The organism is Roseibium alexandrii DFL-11 (assembly GCF_000158095.2).
Taxonomy (GTDB): domain Bacteria; phylum Pseudomonadota; class Alphaproteobacteria; order Rhizobiales; family Stappiaceae; genus Roseibium; species Roseibium alexandrii.
Genome location: NZ_CM011002.1, coordinates 545,498 through 562,310, shown reverse-complemented (window position 1 = coordinate 562,310; position 16,813 = coordinate 545,498). Strand labels below are relative to the sequence as shown.

14 protein-coding genes and 1 pseudogene are annotated in these 16,813 nt (G+C 56.7%); 8 read left to right on the top strand and 7 right to left on the bottom strand.

From position 1 onward, the window contains the following. The first annotated feature begins 220 nt into the window (after nt 1-220). The 5 genes from SADFL11_RS02660 to mgtE all read left to right on the top strand — a co-directional run bounded on the left by SADFL11_RS02660 (nt 221) and on the right by mgtE (nt 5,782). Entirely contained in the window at nt 221-1,645 is a 1,425-nt protein-coding gene (locus SADFL11_RS02660; protein WP_040450738.1) for a circularly permuted type 2 ATP-grasp protein, read from the top strand. A gap of 6 nt (nt 1,646-1,651) precedes the next feature. After that, nucleotides 1,652-2,602: an alpha-E domain-containing protein gene (locus SADFL11_RS02655; RefSeq protein ID WP_040450739.1), complete on the top strand. Its 951-nt coding sequence runs from the start codon at nt 1,652-1,654 to the stop codon at nt 2,600-2,602. A gap of 29 nt (nt 2,603-2,631) precedes the next feature. Beyond that, nucleotides 2,632-3,450, top strand: coding sequence for a transglutaminase family protein (locus SADFL11_RS02650; protein ID WP_008194910.1), 819 nt, complete (start codon nt 2,632-2,634; stop codon nt 3,448-3,450). 86 nt (nt 3,451-3,536) lie between these two features. After that, complete coding sequence (locus SADFL11_RS02645; RefSeq protein WP_008196975.1) at nt 3,537-4,268, top strand: proteasome-type protease; 732 nt, start codon at nt 3,537-3,539, stop codon at nt 4,266-4,268. A gap of 86 nt (nt 4,269-4,354) precedes the next feature. Further along, entirely contained in the window at nt 4,355-5,782 is a 1,428-nt protein-coding gene (mgtE, locus tag SADFL11_RS02640; RefSeq protein ID WP_008195320.1) for a magnesium transporter, read from the top strand. A gap of 96 nt (nt 5,783-5,878) precedes the next feature. Here the strand turns inward: mgtE and SADFL11_RS02635 are convergent, their stop codons facing one another. Together SADFL11_RS02635 and SADFL11_RS02630 are read right to left on the bottom strand one after the other, a co-directional pair. Next, nucleotides 5,879-6,652: an ATP12 family chaperone protein gene (locus tag SADFL11_RS02635; protein WP_008189783.1), complete on the bottom strand. Its 774-nt coding sequence runs from the start codon at nt 6,650-6,652 to the stop codon at nt 5,879-5,881. Then, nucleotides 6,652-7,332, bottom strand: coding sequence for an HAD-IA family hydrolase (locus SADFL11_RS02630; RefSeq protein ID WP_008195931.1), 681 nt, complete (start codon nt 7,330-7,332; stop codon nt 6,652-6,654). Before SADFL11_RS02630 ends, SADFL11_RS02635 begins: the two co-directional genes overlap by 1 nt. 398 nt (nt 7,333-7,730) lie before the next feature. Between SADFL11_RS02630 and SADFL11_RS02625 the strand changes: the two genes are divergently transcribed. Then, a complete protein-coding gene (locus tag SADFL11_RS02625) occupies nt 7,731-9,032 on the top strand; it encodes a DUF2778 domain-containing protein (RefSeq protein WP_008191934.1) in 1,302 nt (433 codons plus the stop codon). Nucleotides 9,033-9,105: 73 nt separating this feature from the next. After that, entirely contained in the window at nt 9,106-9,276 is a 171-nt protein-coding gene (locus SADFL11_RS25175; RefSeq protein ID WP_008192193.1) for a hypothetical protein, read from the top strand. Here the strand turns inward: SADFL11_RS25175 and SADFL11_RS02620 are convergent. The 4 genes from SADFL11_RS02620 to SADFL11_RS02605 form a co-directional block, all read right to left on the bottom strand. After that, on the bottom strand, nt 9,273-10,058 hold the full coding sequence (locus SADFL11_RS02620; protein WP_040450740.1) for an inositol monophosphatase family protein: 786 nt from the start codon (nt 10,056-10,058) through the stop codon (nt 9,273-9,275). The genes SADFL11_RS25175 and SADFL11_RS02620 overlap by 4 nt on opposite strands. A 29-nt stretch (nt 10,059-10,087) precedes the next feature. Then, nucleotides 10,088-11,110, bottom strand: a complete 1,023-nt coding sequence (locus SADFL11_RS02615) for an RluA family pseudouridine synthase (RefSeq protein ID WP_008189687.1) — start codon at nt 11,108-11,110, stop codon at nt 10,088-10,090. Between the two features lie 147 nt (nt 11,111-11,257). After that, nucleotides 11,258-11,641, bottom strand: a complete 384-nt coding sequence (gene crcB / locus SADFL11_RS02610; protein WP_040450741.1) for a fluoride efflux transporter CrcB — start codon at nt 11,639-11,641, stop codon at nt 11,258-11,260. A 124-nt stretch (nt 11,642-11,765) separates the two neighbouring features. Continuing rightward, nucleotides 11,766-14,156 (bottom strand): patatin-like protein, encoded by a 2,391-nt coding sequence (locus SADFL11_RS02605; RefSeq protein ID WP_008189206.1) that lies wholly within the window; start codon nt 14,154-14,156, stop codon nt 11,766-11,768. 440 nt (nt 14,157-14,596) lie between these two features. Between SADFL11_RS02605 and SADFL11_RS02600 the strand changes: the two are divergent. Continuing rightward, nucleotides 14,597-15,451, top strand: a pseudogene (locus tag SADFL11_RS02600) (adenylate/guanylate cyclase domain-containing protein); the annotation flags it as partial. Between the two features lie 46 nt (nt 15,452-15,497). Here the strand turns inward: SADFL11_RS02600 and SADFL11_RS02595 are convergent. After that, the gene (locus SADFL11_RS02595) at nt 15,498-16,802 is read right to left on the bottom strand and encodes a replication-associated recombination protein A (protein WP_008196040.1); all 1,305 of its coding nucleotides are present in this window, start codon (nt 16,800-16,802) and stop codon (nt 15,498-15,500) included. Between the last annotated feature and the right edge of the window lie 11 nt (nt 16,803-16,813).

Below are 16,813 nucleotides of genomic sequence, written 5' to 3'. Positions count from 1 at the left end.
GCATGCCCTCAGGACCCGGCAAAGTCAGCACAAGGGAGAATGGCCGGAGTGATACCCCAACCTGTTTTCGGCTCGATACCTGGACGGACCGGCTTTTTCCACCCGCGACACGCATTGCCTTTTGCCTAAAAATTAGGCGGAAAACGCCGCTAAATTGACCTTGGGTTGTCAGATCCGGCCTGCCATCCTAGTCTTAATTGACAAAGCAAGCGGGGAGGCAATGTCAGACAGCTCTGGGTTTTTCAATGAGATGCTCGAACAGGACGGCAGTCCACGGGCCCCATATTCAAGAATCGCCAATTGGCTTAAAGACAAGCCAAACAGTTTTTTATCCAAGAAGAGCCGTGATGCGGAAACCATCTTCCGCCGCCTCGGAATTACCTTTGCGGTCTATGGAGCAGAAGCAGCCACTGAACGGCTTATTCCCTTTGATCCTATACCCAGGATCATCTCAGCTTCAGAGTGGCGCCGCTTGTCGGCCGGTATCGACCAGCGTGTCCGCGCCCTCAACGCATTCCTGCACGACATTTATCACCGCCAGGAAATTATCCGTGCCGGACGCATTCCGGCAGACCTGATCCTGCAAAACGAGGCATTCTTGCCCGAAATGGCCGGGTTTACGCCGGCACGCAAGGTCTATTCCCACATCATCGGAACAGATCTTGTCCGGGTTTCTGAGAACGAGTTTTACGTGTTGGAAGACAACACGCGAACCCCATCTGGCGTCTCCTACATGATGGAGAACCGGGAAACGATGATGCGTCTCTTCCCGGAATTGTTCCAAACCCACAATGTGGCCCCCGTCGAACGTTATCCGGAAAATTTGCGCCAGACGCTCGAAAGCGTTGCCCCGGATCCGGCGAAATCAGAACAGACCATCGTCGTCCTGACACCTGGTATCTATAACTCCGCTTATTTTGAGCATGCGTTCCTGGCCGACAGCATGGGCGTGGAGCTGGTTGAAGGCCGCGATCTGTTTGTCGATGCCGGCAAGGTCTTCATGCGCACAACCCGGGCCCCAAAGCAGGTCGACGTTATTTACCGCCGGATCGACGATGCGTTCCTCGACCCCCTCACCTTCAATCCAGACAGTATGCTCGGCGTGCCCGGACTGTTTGATGCCTATCGGGCAGGCAATGTGACGATCTGTAATGCACCGGGAACAGGAATTGCCGATGACAAGGCAATCTACGCCTACGTGCCTGACATTATTGAGTTTTACACCGGTCAAAAACCGATCTTGAACAATGTGCCAACCTGGAACTGTTCGCGCGAAGATGATCTTGCGTATGTGCTCGACAATCTCGCCGAAATCGTCGTCAAGGAAGTTCACGGATCCGGTGGCTACGGCATGTTGATCGGCCCAACAGCCTCCAAACGGGAAATCGCCGAGTTCCGGAAAATCCTTGAGAACAACCCCTCCAACTACATTGCTCAGCCGACGCTCGCCTTGTCGGCTTGTCCAACCCATGTTGCCTCCGGCATCGCGCCCCGCCACGTGGATTTGCGCCCCTTCGTCCTCATCGGCGATCAGGTGCGCATCACACCTGGCGGTTTGACCCGCGTTGCGCTGAAAAAAGGCTCCCTGGTGGTCAATTCCAGCCAGGGCGGCGGCACAAAAGACACCTGGGTACTGGAGGACTGAGACGACATGCTAGGAAGAACCGCCGCCTCCTTGTTCTGGATGTCGCGCTATCAGGAGCGCGCCCAAAACATCACCCGGCTGATGGAAGTTGCTTATCGCGGGGCTATCATGGCTTACGATGGGCAAGCCGAAGGCCACCATTGGCAATTCGCTCTTGCCTGTTCAGGTGCTGAGACTGGCTACCATGAAAAACATGACGAGCTGCACTCGCGGCACGTTACCAACTACATGGTGTTTTCAAAGGACAACCCGATCAGCATCCGCAACTGCCTTGAGCTGACACGCAACAATGCCCGTGCAGTGCGGACTGGCATAACTGCAGAACTCTGGGAGGCGATCAATACGACCTGGATTGAGTTTTGCGACACCAGCCCGCAATCAGTCACCCAGGAAAAATTGCCCGACTTTCTGGCTTGGCTTGCTCAGCGGTCACATCTTTTCCGGGGGGCCCTTCTGAATACCGTGTTGCGGGATGACGGCTACTACTTCAGCCAGATGGGGACTTTTGTCGAACGGGCCGATAATACCGCACGGATCCTCGACAACCAATACTGGGTGCTCTTGCCAGACAACGAAATCATCGAAGACGGCAGTTCTGAACGGTATCAGTGGTCTGCAATCCTGCGGGCCTTGTCCGGCCGCCGGAGCTACCGGTTTGCCTATCCAAACGCACAGTTGAAAGCTTTCAACATTGCCGAATTTCTGATCCTGCGGCGCGAAATGCCCCGGTCGCTCGCCTATTGTTATGACTGGCTTGCCGACACGGCCGAAGACCTAGGACATTTCTATGGGTCGCGGGAACCAAGCCTGGATTTGGCGGCTGATGTCTTCAAGGATCTGAAGGAGAAGCAGATGCGGGACATCTACCAGGAAGGCCTGCATGACTTCCTGATCGACTTTATCGGCAAGAACAACCAGTTCGCCCACCAACTTTGTGAAGATTACAACTTCGCCTGACCTGTTAACCGAACAATTTCGGAACCGAGATGCGATTATTCGTCCGACATACAACTCGCTACAAATACGATCAGCCGCTCGCCAACGCCATGCAGCAGCTTCGGCTCACGCCGGTCGACAATCCTGCGCAACGGATCATTGACTGGAGTATCGAAGCGCCAGGCATTGAACGTGCAACAACCTATTCCGATGCGTTTGACAACATCGTGCATATGGTCTCGCGCGCGGGGCCTGTAGAAGACGTCGAAATCACTGCCACCGGCACCGTGGAAACGACGGAAACCAACGGCGTGATCGGCAAAGAGAAGGGTGCCAGCGCGCCGGCGAGGATCTACACCCGCGTCACACCCCTCACCCACTCGAACCAAGCGATCCGGAAACTGGCAACCCTTGCAGAAGTCCCGGATCCGATCGGCGGGTTTCACGAGCTCATGCACGCCATCCGCGACAAGGTCGACTACAAGGTAGGCGTGACAGAGACCCACGCCAGTGCGACGACTGCACTTGCGGCCGGTGAAGGTGTTTGCCAGGACCATGCCCATATTTTCATCGCTGCAGCCCGCTCAATCGGGACACCGGCACGCTATGTGTCCGGGTATTTGCTGCTTGAAGACGAACAGGCCTCAGAAGCGCACCATGCGTGGGCGGAAGTCCGGATCGAGGGACTCGGATGGGTCGGTTTCGATGTATCCAACACTATTTGCCCAACCGAGCGCTATATCCGCTTGACCACAGGGCTCGACTCGCGTTCCGCTGCTCCTATCCGGGGGATCCGTTTTGGCGGGCAGGAAGAAAACCTGCATGTCGAGGTGGATGTGGCGCAAGCTGCGCTTCAGCAGCAACAATAATCGGGTCTTTTTTGAATCCGCTTGCCAACGCCGGGAACTGGGACTAAACGGCGTCGGCCAAAATTCGCGGGATCGGGAAGAGCCGTATGACCTATTGCGTTGGAATTAAACTGGACCGTGGCCTTGTGTTGGCTGCCGATACGCGCACCAACGCCGGCATCGACAACATTGCGTCTTTCAAAAAGCTGCATGTCTGGGAAAAGACCGGCGAGCGGGTCATCACCTTGCTGTCGTCCGGCAACTTAGCCGTAACGCAGGCTGTCGTTTCCCTGTTAAGCGAGCACGCCGACAACTCAAGCGATGAACGCACCACCGTCATGACCGCAAAGACCATGTTTCAGGTCGCGCGTCTGGTCGGCAGCGCCATTCGCGAAGTCAAGGCAATCGACGGCGAAGCCTTGGCCGCAAATGCCGACAACTTCTATGTCAGCTTCATTCTCGGTGGCCAAATCAAGGGCGAAGAACCGCGCCTGTTCCAGGTCTATGCGGCGGGCAATTTCATCGAAGTCGCAGATGACACGCCTTTCCTGCAAATCGGGGAACACAAATACGGCAAACCGATCCTCGATCGTGTCACAAGAAAGAACATGCGTCTTGGCGAAGCTGCCAAGATGATCCTTCTGTCCTTTGATTCCACTTTGCGCTCCAACCTCTCCGTCGGCATGCCGATCGACATGCTGCTCTACAACACAGACAGCTTCAACACCGACCGGCAGATTCGCATCCAGCAGGACAACCCGTATTTCCAAAAGCTCTCCCACGGTTGGTCAGAGAAACTACGCGAAGGTTTTGCCGATCTCGAAGAGTTCGACGTCTAACCGATTTCCGGCACCGCCCGCCTTTGTTAGGGTTCCGTCACATTGAGCTTTTAAAAGCGTGCGGAGACAACCGGAGTCCTGCCTGAATGAGCAAAGCCGAAACCATGGCATCCGCACTTCCAGAAATTGTCTGGACCCGCGAACCTGCCCAGGAACACCTTGAAGGGAACGACGCAGCACTCGCATCCGTGCGGGATATGATCAAGGCTGGCAACCGGCAGGATCTCCTTGACCTATTAAAGCTTTGGGATCCGACCGATGTCATGCAGATGCTGACACGGCTACGCCTAAAGCACGCCCGCAAGCTGTTCAAATGGCTCCCGGCCAATCCGTCGATCAAGGTTGTTGCGGAGCTCAGTCCGGAATTCCGGTCCATTTTGATGGAGGAGTCCACCCTCGATCAGTTCCGGGACATCCTGGCCGGGCTCGACCCGGAAGACGCAATCGAGATCCTCAACGAGTTTCCCGAAGATGCCGCCGATGAGCTGATCGCACGCCTGCCCGATGTGGAAGATATCGCGACGCGTGCCTCTTATGCCGATGACACGGCCGGGCGTGTTATGGCCCGGAAGTTTGTGGCGCTGCCAGAGGCCTGCACCGCCGGAGAAGCCGTCGAACAAATGCGCGCGGAAGCCGACCGGATCCGCAAGGTTTTCACCGTTTATGTTACCGATACTGACGGCAGGCTTACAGGGACGGTCGAAGTCGGCAAACTCCTGTTGGCCCCTGCAGACGCGCCGTTGTCCAGCATCATGAACCGCGATGTCATTTCAGTGTCCGCGGACATGGACCAGGAAGAGGTTCTGCGCCTCGCCCGAAAACGGGACATGCGAACCGTTCCCGTGGTCGGTGCGGATGGTCATTTGGTGGGACGGATCACACCAAAGCAGCTGACCCGCATCGCGTCCGACGAAGCCAATGAAGACATGCTCTTGATGAGCGGCGTGTCTGCCGAATCCCGTCCCGACGATACGGTTTTCCGGATCGTCCGCGGCCGCCTGCCCTGGCTGCTCGCAGGACTGCTTGGTGCAAGTGTTGCGGCAACTGTTGTCGGGTCCTACGAAGACCAGCTGGCAGAAGCGGCAATCCTGGCAGCTTTCATCCCAGTGACCATGTCGATGGCGGGCAATGCCGGGCTTCAAGCGTCCGCGGTTGCCGTTCAGGGGATCGCTACTGGCGCCCTTTGGTCCGGTGATATTGTGTTCCGGCTGCTCAAGGAATTCCTGGCAGCCCTTTTGAATGGCACTGTGGCCGGCATTATCCTTGGGACGCTGGTCATGCTTGCCTCTTTCGTCGTGCCGCTAGAAGCGCCGCTAGATCTGGCTTTGGCGACGTCACTCTCTTTGTTGTGCGTCACCACAATTGCTGCCATGGTCGGCGCCACCATTCCAATTATTCTCGACAAGATCGGCATCGACCCGGCAATGGCCATCGGTGTCTTCATCACCTCGTCCAATGACGTCTTGGGCGTCCTGATCTTCTTCCTGATGGCAACGACATTCTATCTGGGCTGATTTTTCTGATTTCAGCACTCCCAAACCATTGGCCGCCCCTGCGAAGGCAGGGGCCCTGTAGCCACCAAAGCTCGAGACATTGCAGCTTTTCCAGCCTTACGCGTTTGCCAGAACAAGAGCGGCAGCATCGAACTCGGAGCGCTTGTATGCGCGGATCTGTTTGGCTTCCGCGTCCTCGCCCCAACGCTCAATGTTGAAGTCCTCTTCAACATGGGCTGCGGTCCAGACACTGTCCGCATCGAGGAACCCGTCGCGCAGGGCCAGCGCAAGGAGCGCCGACCCAGTCAACGTGGTGACGGTATGCAGCCCGGCAAGCCGCAGCGGGCTGTCTTCGCCGATCCTAGTGCGGAACGCGGTGAGCAGCGCCTGGTCCTGGGGGGTATGCATGATGCCTTCGATGAGCACAAAGCGCCCGCTGAGCTGGTCTCCTGCCCACTCAACCACCGGGTCCCACACACGGCGCTGCGTGTCGCAGAGGCTCTCCGGGTCGTCGGCCCGATAGCAAAGCGCGTCATTTGCGGCAAACCCGGTGATGTCATCCGCGACTTCGCCAAACCGATTGGCGACTGCGTCCTGAGCGGAATTGGCAATCCGCGTCAGAGGCATTCGGGCCGGATTGATTTCCTTTTCCTGAGCGTCCCACTCCGCGGCAACGGCCGCGCCGAGCACCTCAGTCGGCAGCAGCAATGTCGACTTGGCCGGTGTCTTGACCGGACGCCCATCTAGATGAATGGCAAAACCATCTTCTGTTTCAATGTGTTCGGCGCTCTTATAGAATCTCTTTGGCAGCTCGCGGCGGGACAGTTCCCGGGCCCGTTGCTCCGGATCCTTTGCCGCATCTTCATGCAATGCTTCAAGATAGTCACGCATCACACTGCTTCCTCTGTAATTTCCAAAACTTCATTGATCGCCAGCACGAGCTCATCGAAAGTATGCACGATCCGCTCTGCGCCCTCGGTGACCAACTGGCTGTGATCATGGTAGCCCCAGGTCACACCGATTGCATGGACCCCGGCAGACCGCGCCATGGACATGTCAAATCCGGTATCGCCGATCATGACCGTCTTTATTGCTTCTGCACCGGTTTCCCGCAAAGCCCGTACGATCATGTCCGGATGCGGCTTTGAAGGAGACGTGTCCGCGGTCTGAATGGTGATGAAACGGCCATGCAGATCGTGGACATCCAGCATGTACCGAACTCCGCGCATTGCCTTGCCCGTTGCGATGCCTAGCAAAACATCGGGCCGTGCATGAAGGCGGTCGATCGCTTCGCAGGCGCCCGGATACAACGGATCAAGGTCCAGTCCGGACGTCCGCCGAGCGATTTTTTCCGTGCGGTAAGCGTCCGCCATTTGCGCGACCAGATGCGTGTGCTCAGGACCGACAAGATCCTGAAACGCCTCTTCCAGCGACCGCCCAACGATCGACAGGATGGTCTTTCGATCCGGTGCCGGAAGCCCGACAGCGGAAAACGCCGTTTCGAAGCCATGCACGATGGTGTTCTGGCTGTCGAGAAGCGTGCCATCGACGTCAAATATGATCAGGTACATCAGGATCCGTGTCCGTTGGGCCCACCAATTGGCCGCATGTGCCGGGTTTTCCGGCCAGGGTCAAGCGGTCAGGGACATATTTTGGCCCGCATTTGCAGTCAAACGGCGCGCTGCCGGATAGAGCATTTTTTCCCGCCCCTGCAGAAGTTGCCGGTTTCCTCCACAGAACCGCCCCTCCCGGGCGAGCAATTTTGGATATCGCGGAAAACAAACGGGCACTTCGCGGGCACCTCAGTCAAGGTGATCTGAGTTTCGAGTGCGCCGCGCCCCGGCCGAAACGGCAAAAAATCGCCGTATGGTTAAAAGTTTATATAAACGCCTCAGGCAAGCTTGACGGGCGAGTATCAGTAAACATTGCCGCGTGATTCGGTCCGCGGTCTCAGGGAAACACGTGCTTTATGCCAAAGACACACCAGTCCACGCCAAAGGCGCACACTCCGGTATCCAAGCGAAACAGCTTCGGCGGCCATCTATTGACAATCGGTTCGGTCACAATCCTCGCCGGTGCTCTCGCCATCAAGGCGGCATTGCCTGCCTTGCAAGGCACAGCTGAGAATGAAGCGGCCGCACTCACACCGATCAAGGCTACAGTACAGGTTGCCAAGGCCGAAGATGCGAACCACGCGGTTCGTATCGCAACGTCGATCCTGATGCCGGACTTCCCTGAGAATGAACGCGCGTCTTTGGACGCCAACCACAAGGCAAATATTGTCCCGGCTACGGCACAGCTTCTGCCAACACAGAACCAAAAGGCCGTAGCAAAGGTGGCCCTCGCACAACGCTTGGCGTCCCTAAACCTCCGCTATGCGCTTTTGGCGAGCAGGCCTGCCAAAAACGATGACGTTTATGGTCCGTCGGCTCCAGCTGGCATCAATACTCGGACGGCTGAAGCAACCGCGCCGGCAGGACAAGCTGCTGACACAGCTGAACCCGAAACGGTCGTCGCGGGCCTGGTAGAACCGGCCCATGACACGGCAGATCCGTCAACAGTCGATACCCTGCCGATGATCGACGCAGAAACGGCTTCTGTGCAAGTGGCAAGCCTGTCGCCCTCAAATGTGCTGCCCGTGCCTGCCATGCGTCCGAAACCCTTGGTTCGAATCAAACCCGGCGCAATTGCAAAGCCCTCCTCTACACCAAACACACGCCAGACCACACAGCCGCCTATAATGGCCTACGCCAAGCCGCAGGAACCGGGCAAAGATGATTCACCGTTCAGCGGCCTCGGAAAACTTTTCAACGGTAAAGGCGGTGGCTTGCCGGGCCGCAGCAGCAAAGTCGCAGTGTATGACATCAGCGCAGCTGTCGTTCACATGCCAGATGGCAGCAAACTCAAGGCGAATTCCGGCATCGGACACCGGATGAACAAACCCAAATACGCCTATGTGAAAAACCTCGGTCCCACGCCGCCAAACGTTTACAAGCTGCGGATGCGCGAGCGCCGTTTCCACGGGGTCGAGGCAATTCGGATGCTGCCCTACGATGTTGCTGCCATGCGCGGCCGCGACGGCATGCTGGCGCACTCTCCGCTTCTTCGGCGCAGCAAGGGCTCACATGGCTGTGTTGCGTTCACCCACTACGACAAGTTCCTGAGAGCCTTCAAACAGGGCAAGGTCAAAACAATGATCGTCGTGCCGGACATGAGCAAACTGCCGAAATACATAGCGCTTTACAACGAACGGAAATACGCATCCAGATAGCGCGCTTGTGGTCTGTCAGATGATTGGGTATGGGTTTTAGGCATCTCCAAACGAAGCCTGTCCGGAGCCATCCTTGACCAAAATAATCGCGCTATTCTTGATCCTGGTGGCTGCAATCCAGGTAATCAAGCCGCTCGGCTGGCCTGGCCTCAAGAAGCGGTCTGATGCCTGGAAACTGGCAGCCGGCGTGGTTGCCGTCACCATCGGATCCGTTATTTTGACCGCACTGTTTCAGGGACTTTAAGTCTGCCCTGTCAAAAGATCTAAAACCGTTTCATGAAGCTGTATCGAGCCCGACGCAACAATTGCGCCTCGTGATGACAGCGATAAGGGAGCGCCACTCCAGTCCGTGATGCATCCCCCTGCTTCCTCGACGATTGGAACCAGAGCACAAATATCGAACGGATCAAGATCCGGACCGTTCAGGCACACGTCCACCATCCCGCGCGCCAAGGCACCGTAGGCGAGGCATCCGCCATCAAAGCCCGTCATGGCGCCTGTGCTGTTCAAAGCATCAAAGCCTCGCCGGCTCTCACCACAAAACGAATTCGGATTGGCCAGCGACAAAACAGCGTGATCCAAATCCGCATCTTTGCGGCTGGTGATGCACCGGCCATTCAAGGTCGCCCCACCTCCCTTGATCCCACAATACCGGATATGCCCAATCGGCTGATCGATGACGCCTATGACAGGTTTCCCGTGGTGGCAGAGCGCAATCAGGACACCGAAATTGAGGAGCCGGGCACCGAATTGCCGTGTCCCGTCAATCGGGTCCAGCACCCAGACAAACTCCTTGTCGAGGTCTTCTGCACCAAACTCTTCGCCGAGAATGCCGTGGTCCGGATGACGGAGTGCGATCAAATTACGAAGACGGTTTTCAACGTCTGTGTCCGCTTCGGTCAAGGCAGAACGGTCGGCCTTGTACGAGACGGCGCCCTCACTGAACCAGGCTGTCCGCAGGATGTCGCCTGCGGCGTCAGCAAGGTCATTCGCGGTCCGGGCAAACTCCGTCAGGTGATCAACCATGTCCAAATTCTGGCATGAAAGAAACTTCGCTAGCGCTTGATGAAGTTCTCATCCGGATCGTCTGTTTCCGGATCATAGTCCGTCGCATCAAACCCCAGAAGGTTCCAGGTCTGCTGCATGTGCGGCGGCAATGGTGCAGACACATCGATCTTACCGTGACCAGACGGATGCGGAATGACGATTCGCCGTGCCAAGAGATGCAAACGGTTCTGGATACCGCCCGGCAATTCCCAGTTCTCAATGTTGAAGTATTTGTCATCCCCGATGATCGGGTGTCCGATATGAGCTGCATGAGCGCGCAACTGGTGTGTCCGGCCCGTAACCGGCTTCATCGTGACCCATGAGAGCTTCTGGCCGGACTTTTCGAACACGGAGTAGAGCGAGACAGCGTGTTGTGCATCATCCGCGCCGCCTTGGCGGACAACCTGCATACGCTCTTCTTCCTCATCGCGGGCGAGGAAGGTTGAAATCCGTCCCTGGTGAGGTTTCGGAACACCAGCCAGAATTGTCCAATACACCTTGCGCGTATTGCGATGCCGGAACGCCTTGGTCAGTTCCTGAGCCGCCTGACGGGTCCGCGCAACGAGAATGATCCCTGAGGTTTCCCGGTCAAGCCGGTGGACCAAGCGCGGCTTGTTGCCCTTTTGATCGGTAAAGGCATCCAGCATGCCATCCAGGTGGCGCTTCAAGCCTGAACCGCCCTGAACAGCAAGACCAGCCGGCTTGTTCAGGACCATGACCTGGTTGTCCTCATAGAGCAGCATGTCCTCGATTGCCTTTTTATCGTCGGCAATCAGCTTGGTCGATTTCGGCCGGGCGTTTTTCTTGTCGTCCGCCGGCAGTTCAACACCGAGCGGTGGAATGCGGATGATCTGCCCTTTGGCGATCCGCGTGTTGCTTTCCGCGCGTTTGCCATCCACCCGCACCTGTCCGGTCCGCAGCAGTTTTTGCAAGCGGCCAAAACCCAGTCCTGGATAATGGGCCTTGAACCAACGGTCGAGGCGCATGCCCGCCTCATCAGCGGTCACTTTTTTCTGTTCAATCGCGGACATTTTTGGACTCGTTCAGCTGCAGCTTGAATGTGCTGCGCTAGATCTGGGCCTTCGCGGCGCTGCAAAGGCAAAATAAACATTCCGCCGCGTATAGGCGGATTTGGGCCGAAAGGAAAGGAAAACGTGCAGGCAGGCAACCCTATGGCCTCAAGATCCACCAATGCGCATGACCGCAAGACCGGCGAAGACCGCCAGAATGGAGAGCACGACCGAGCCAGCCACATAGATCAAGGCCAGCATTGTATCGCCCCGCTCCCACAAGACCGACGTATCAAGGGAAAAAGCGGAAAAGGTCGTAAAGCCGCCGAGAAGGCCTGTTGCAAGGAAATACCTGAGAGGCTGCAGGTGCGCGGCCTCATGCTTGACCAACCAGCCAATAAAAAGCCCCATGGCCAGCGACCCAATCACATTCACCGCCAAGGTGCCGACCGGAAATCCAGGGCCAAACAACCGGAGGGTTGCCATCGACACCAGGTGCCTTCCGCCAGCGCCAATACCGCCACCGATCATTACCAGTAGGAGATGATACAAACCAATCCGCCCTATTCCGTTATCTGCTTTCAGTCTTTGCCGGACCGGACCCTTAAATCAACCATGACGTCTGGTTTCTTGCACACCAAAAGGCCATTGCAGTGCTCAGGCGGTTGGAGTGGGGTCACACATTCTCCGCGACATGGGCAAAGTCGGGGTAGATCGATCGGACCAATGCATCCACTCGGTCGAGTTCTTCGGGAATGTTCGCCAGTTTTTCCCGCTCCTCGTCAAGAATGGCCAGAAAAACCCGTGCACGCGCCTGGTTTACCTGATGCTGAGGCAAAGTGGTTTCGCCGACAGCCGAGAGAATGACGCTGACCAGCCGGTCGGCAGCGTTGAGCCGGCCCCATAGATAATCATGCTCGCGCCAGGACCTGTTAAAGAACGCTCCAAACATGTTGAGCTGTTTTCCCTTGAGCTCAAACCCGTCGGTGTAGAGGCTTTCGGCGTCCTTCGGACTAATGCGGTCGACGAGGATCTCCGTGACTTCCGAAAAGTCATTCCGCTGCAGGACCGGGAATGTGATCAGGTCATAAAAGCCGAAGCCGATATAGGCCTGCAGAAGTGCGCGATGCTGGTCCTTGTCCAGTGCTCCTCCTGCCGCCTCGGCAAAGAGCTCGTCCTGCAACCGATCCAGATCAGCCAGCCCCATCATACCGCTCAGCTGGTCTATCATGTGTTCTAGCGACTGAGCACAAGACGCGGAGGCGGGATCCCGTGCACAGAGCTCGTGGGCCGATTGCACAAATTGTCCTCCGTAGAATCGTTCCTGCCAGCGCCACGACAAATGATCAACCTGCTCGTAAAGAAGGCCCTTCAGCCGATCCAGGGCAGCGGTATCTGGCGGCGGCAATTTGGAAGAGCGATCGTAGCTGTAAAATTCGTTCAGCTTGCGAATGACAAACCGCAGGCGGCGGATCCGGTAGTCGACGTCCAGCCCTCTCAAAAGTGCAACCACCCCCGGATCGTTTCTACCAAGCTCATCTTGACTTTCAGACGTCAAGCTCAGGAAGTGATTGTAGAATTGGTTGAGAAGCTGCTCTTCCTGGCGGGTTCTGTTCTGGCTTGCGCCGAAGGCTGTGACCAGTTTGGCAAGCCGTTCTGCCAGTGCATGTAGTTTCAAGGACTGATAGTTCAGAAAAGCAAATCCAGCCTGTTCAAAAGCCTTGACCGTCGCCTGTTTCCGGCACCGCGACACGACATCGGGCGTGATAGCCCGCCAGCTCGGCAAGATCCCGGACACGGCCTTCTCCACGATCGGGTTGGCTGTGTCGATCAATTTCGCCAACCAACGGCTGCGGCGGTTGTTTTGCTCCAGTTCCTTGAGATCATCTCCGATTGGCTCATTGCGGGGAATATGGGCCAAGGAAGCGAGAATAACCCGGAAAAAGCCAGGCAGTTCGGTGACGCCTTTCTCCTCTGCCGCGTATTCAAGCGGGGTTGGATCGACATACAAGAGCCGCCGTGACACCTCTCTTGCTGCCGGGCGATCCTTGATGACATCGATCACGGGGGCGAAAGGTTTGTTCATCACCACGCTGCCATCGACAAAACAGTGACGTGAGGCCGTGTCATCATCGAGATGAAGTGCCCGGGACAAGAACCGGTTACGATTGGCCCATTGTTCCTTACGGCGGGCGAGAACCCGATCCATCTCCGCAATCGTCGCTGGCGGAAAGGCCCCGGGAAATGACGACGTCGCACGGGCTGCAAATACCAACTCCGGGATGCTTTTTTCATCGAACTGGCTGTCAATGAAATGGTTCGACCGGTGCGAGGCATGGAAACTCAGAATGCGCCGGTGATCCCACTCCTCCACATAGTCCGGGTCATCCAGCAAAATGCGCCGTTTGATACCGTTGTAATCGGTGATCGTCACAAAGAGATCGAGGGTTTGGCCCCTCGGGATCAAAGTGCGCTCCGCCGACCTCTTGATTGCCATCTTCTGGCTCGCATCGAGCATCCATCCGATGAACCGTTCCCCAGAAAACGGCGGTGAAAACCATCGTGACTGCATGAACTGGCGCAGCTTGTCGCGCGTTTCAGGATCTTCAACCCGCCGGGAAAGCCGCGTAGAGACCAACCTGTCCAGCATCGGTGACACCGACATCTTGAAGTATCGGGACAGGCCATTCTGTGGCCGGGCAAGTCGGGTCACATCCGCATTTTTCAGCCACATCTCACTGTGACTGTCGAGCGGCAGGTCATGGGCAATTGCGCGCCCGAGCATAATGCCATTGACACCACCTGCAGAGGCCCCGGCAATAGCGTCGACAACAACGCGAATATCCGCCTTGGGCGACAAGAGATTGAGAAGATCTTCATAGGCAGCCTGGGACGGCGCCATATCCTCGGTGTATTCCGGCTTGTCACCCTTGTTGGATTTTCGGTCTGCACGATGAGAAGACGCCCGCACCAAATTCAGGATTTCACGGCTCACCCCATGCATGTAGATGGCAAGGGACACCCCGCCATATAAAACAAGCGCAAGTCTGAGCTCGACTTCCTTCATGGGATTGATTCGGTCCTTCTATCCAAATGCTACCGCAGATCGCCGCCCGCATCATTCATGTTGTCATTCGCCCTGCCATTCGTAAGAATCTATCAGGCCATTCTTATTCAAACCTGTTCACAGATGGTTTTTCAGAGCTGGCGTAACGCTTTCCCCTTAGAAACTCGTGCAAATTGATCTGCAGCGTTTTAGATTGCTTGCAGGCAAGGCCATTGGCGCCAGCAGCCATTCAACCGCGGCGAACCGCCGGTGTGGATCAAGCGTTTATGGAAGAAACGAAAAGCATCAAATCGGAAGGCCGCGCCAAAGCGCCCAAGCAGACGCGGTCGAAATCCGGTTCGGAATTGCAAAAGCTTCGAAAGGACAATGCTGCCCTTCGGGCAGAGTTGGACGACCTGACCCTGCTTTATGAAGCAACGATTGAGCACAGTGAGGCGATCGAAGACCAGCTTGCTGGCCAGACCGCTAAGCTCGAAGTGCTCTCCGGGAAGCTGTCCAAGTACCTTTCTCCGCAAGTCTACAAGTCGATTTTCGAAGGGCGGCAGGAAGTCAAAATCGCCTCGACACGCAAGAAGCTGACTGTTTTCTTTTCTGATATCGCTGAATTCACAGAGACCGCTGACCGGCTGGAATCTGAAGAACTGACAGCTCTCCTCAATCACTATCTGACAGAGATGTCGAACATCGCGCTCAAACACGGCGCGACCATCGACAAGTATGTCGGTGATGCAATCCTGATCTTTTTCGGGGATCCGGAGACAAAAGGCGTGCGCGAAGATGCTCTTGCCTGTGTACGGATGGCGATTGAAATGCAAATTCGCATGAGCGAATTGCAGGCGGATTGGCGCAAGGCTGGCATTTCCAAACCACTGAAGTGCCGGATGGGCATCCATACGGACTACTGCACCGTTGGCAACTTCGGCAGTGGGGACCGTCTCGACTACACGATCATCGGCCGGGGTGTGAACATTGCTTCCCGCCTTGAAAGCTTGGCGGCACCCGGGGCGATCACGATTTCCTTTGAAACCTACTCACAGGTCAAAGATCACATTGTCTGCCGGGAAACCGGCGATGCCACCGTCAAGGGGATCGCCTATCCGATCACAACCTTTGAAGTGCTGCGCGAAGAAATGCAGGAAGATTTTCCGTCGACGGACAAGCTCATGGACATGTCCAAGCAGCTTGAGGATCTTGCCTTCGAACTGCCGTCGGAAATTGGCAGTAAAGAGCGTGAAAGCCTTGTCTCTTCGTTGAAAAATGCCTTGGCGCGCCTCAACGAAGCAGACGACAAGTAGATCCGCTAGATCAGCTTTGGGCGTTTTCATCAAAACGCCCGATGCTCTAGCTGCGCTCCTTGCGCAGCTTGTCCCAGTACTCCAGGCGCTTCCGAAGATCCCGTTCAAAACCGCGTTGCGGCGGATTGTAATAAGTCTTGCGGCCCATATCTTCCGGGAAATAATCCTGACCAGAAAAGCCGTCTGGCGAGTCGTGGTCGTAATGATAGCCGTCGCCATAACCTTCCTGCTTCATCAGCTTGGTCGGCGCATTCAAGATATGTTTGGGCGGCAGCAGCGACCCGCTGGTCTTGGCATCCCTCATTGCAGCCTTGTAGGCAACATAGGCGCCATTCGATTTTGGCGCTGTCGCCAGATAGATCACACACTGGGCAAGCGCGAGCTCGCCTTCCGGTGAGCCAAGCATCTGGTACGCATCCCGCGCGGCATTGGCCTGAACCAGCGCATTGGGGTCCGCAAGGCCGATGTCTTCAACCGCCATCCGGATCAGACGCCGGGCGAGATACATCGGATCTTCCCCGCCGTCCAGCATCCGGCAAAACCAATACAGTGACGCGTCCGGATCGGATCCGCGCACCGACTTGTGCAGGGCTGATATGAGATTGTAATGGCCGTCCGCGCCCTTGTCGTAAATCGGGGCCCTGCGCTGAACGATTTCCTGCAGGCGTTCGGCATCGAACACTTCATCTTCGGCGGACGCCCGCCAGACATCCTCTGCCAGCGTGAGCGCCGAACGCCCATCACCGTCTGCCATACGAATGAGGACCCCACGCGCTTCCTCATCGAGCGGCAACTTGCGCTCTTCCACCTCCTCCGCCCGTGCCAGAAGCTGTTCAATCGCACCCTTGTTGAGCGATTGAAACGTCATCACGTGCGAGCGCGACAGAAGAGCCGCATTGAGCTCAAAAGACGGGTTTTCCGTGGTCGCTCCAACCAAGGTGATCGTCCCGTCTTCCATCACGGGCAGGAAACTGTCCTGCTGAGCTCTGTTGAAGCGGTGGATCTCATCGACGAACAAGAGAGTTGCCCGCCCGCCCATGCGCCGTGCACGGGCGGCTTCAAACACTTTCTTGAGATCGGCAACACCTGAAAAAATCGCCGAGATCTGCTCGAATGCGAGATCAGTCTCGTTGGCAAGCAGGCGTGCAATCGTGGTCTTTCCGGTGCCCGGAGGTCCCCAGAAGATCAGGGAACCAAGCGTCCGGGTTTTCAGCATCCGGGACAGCGTGCCCTCAGGTCCGAGCAAGTGGTCCTGCCCGACAACGTCTTCCAACCGTGCCGGACGCATGCGATCTGCCAGCGGACGCGGTGCAGATGCAGCCAAACCAGAAGCTTCGAACAGATCACTCACGCATGTTACCT

Coding starts and splice junctions, on each gene's coding strand:
- SADFL11_RS02655 (WP_040450739.1), top strand. CDS start 1,652: ATGCTAGGAAGAACCGCCGCCTCCTTGTTCTGGATGTCGCGCTATCAG.
- SADFL11_RS02625 (WP_008191934.1), top strand. CDS start 7,731: ATGCCAAAGACACACCAGTCCACGCCAAAGGCGCACACTCCGGTATCC.
- SADFL11_RS02650 (WP_008194910.1), top strand. CDS start 2,632: ATGCGATTATTCGTCCGACATACAACTCGCTACAAATACGATCAGCCG.
- SADFL11_RS02635 (WP_008189783.1), bottom strand. CDS start 6,652: ATGCGTGACTATCTTGAAGCATTGCATGAAGATGCGGCAAAGGATCCG.
- SADFL11_RS02660 (WP_040450738.1), top strand. CDS start 221: ATGTCAGACAGCTCTGGGTTTTTCAATGAGATGCTCGAACAGGACGGC.
- mgtE (WP_008195320.1), top strand. CDS start 4,355: ATGAGCAAAGCCGAAACCATGGCATCCGCACTTCCAGAAATTGTCTGG.
- SADFL11_RS02615 (WP_008189687.1), bottom strand. CDS start 11,110: ATGTCCGCGATTGAACAGAAAAAAGTGACCGCTGATGAGGCGGGCATG.
- SADFL11_RS02630 (WP_008195931.1), bottom strand. CDS start 7,332: ATGTACCTGATCATATTTGACGTCGATGGCACGCTTCTCGACAGCCAG.
- SADFL11_RS02620 (WP_040450740.1), bottom strand. CDS start 10,058: ATGGTTGATCACCTGACGGAGTTTGCCCGGACCGCGAATGACCTTGCT.
- SADFL11_RS02645 (WP_008196975.1), top strand. CDS start 3,537: ATGACCTATTGCGTTGGAATTAAACTGGACCGTGGCCTTGTGTTGGCT.
- SADFL11_RS02605 (WP_008189206.1), bottom strand. CDS start 14,156: ATGAAGGAAGTCGAGCTCAGACTTGCGCTTGTTTTATATGGCGGGGTG.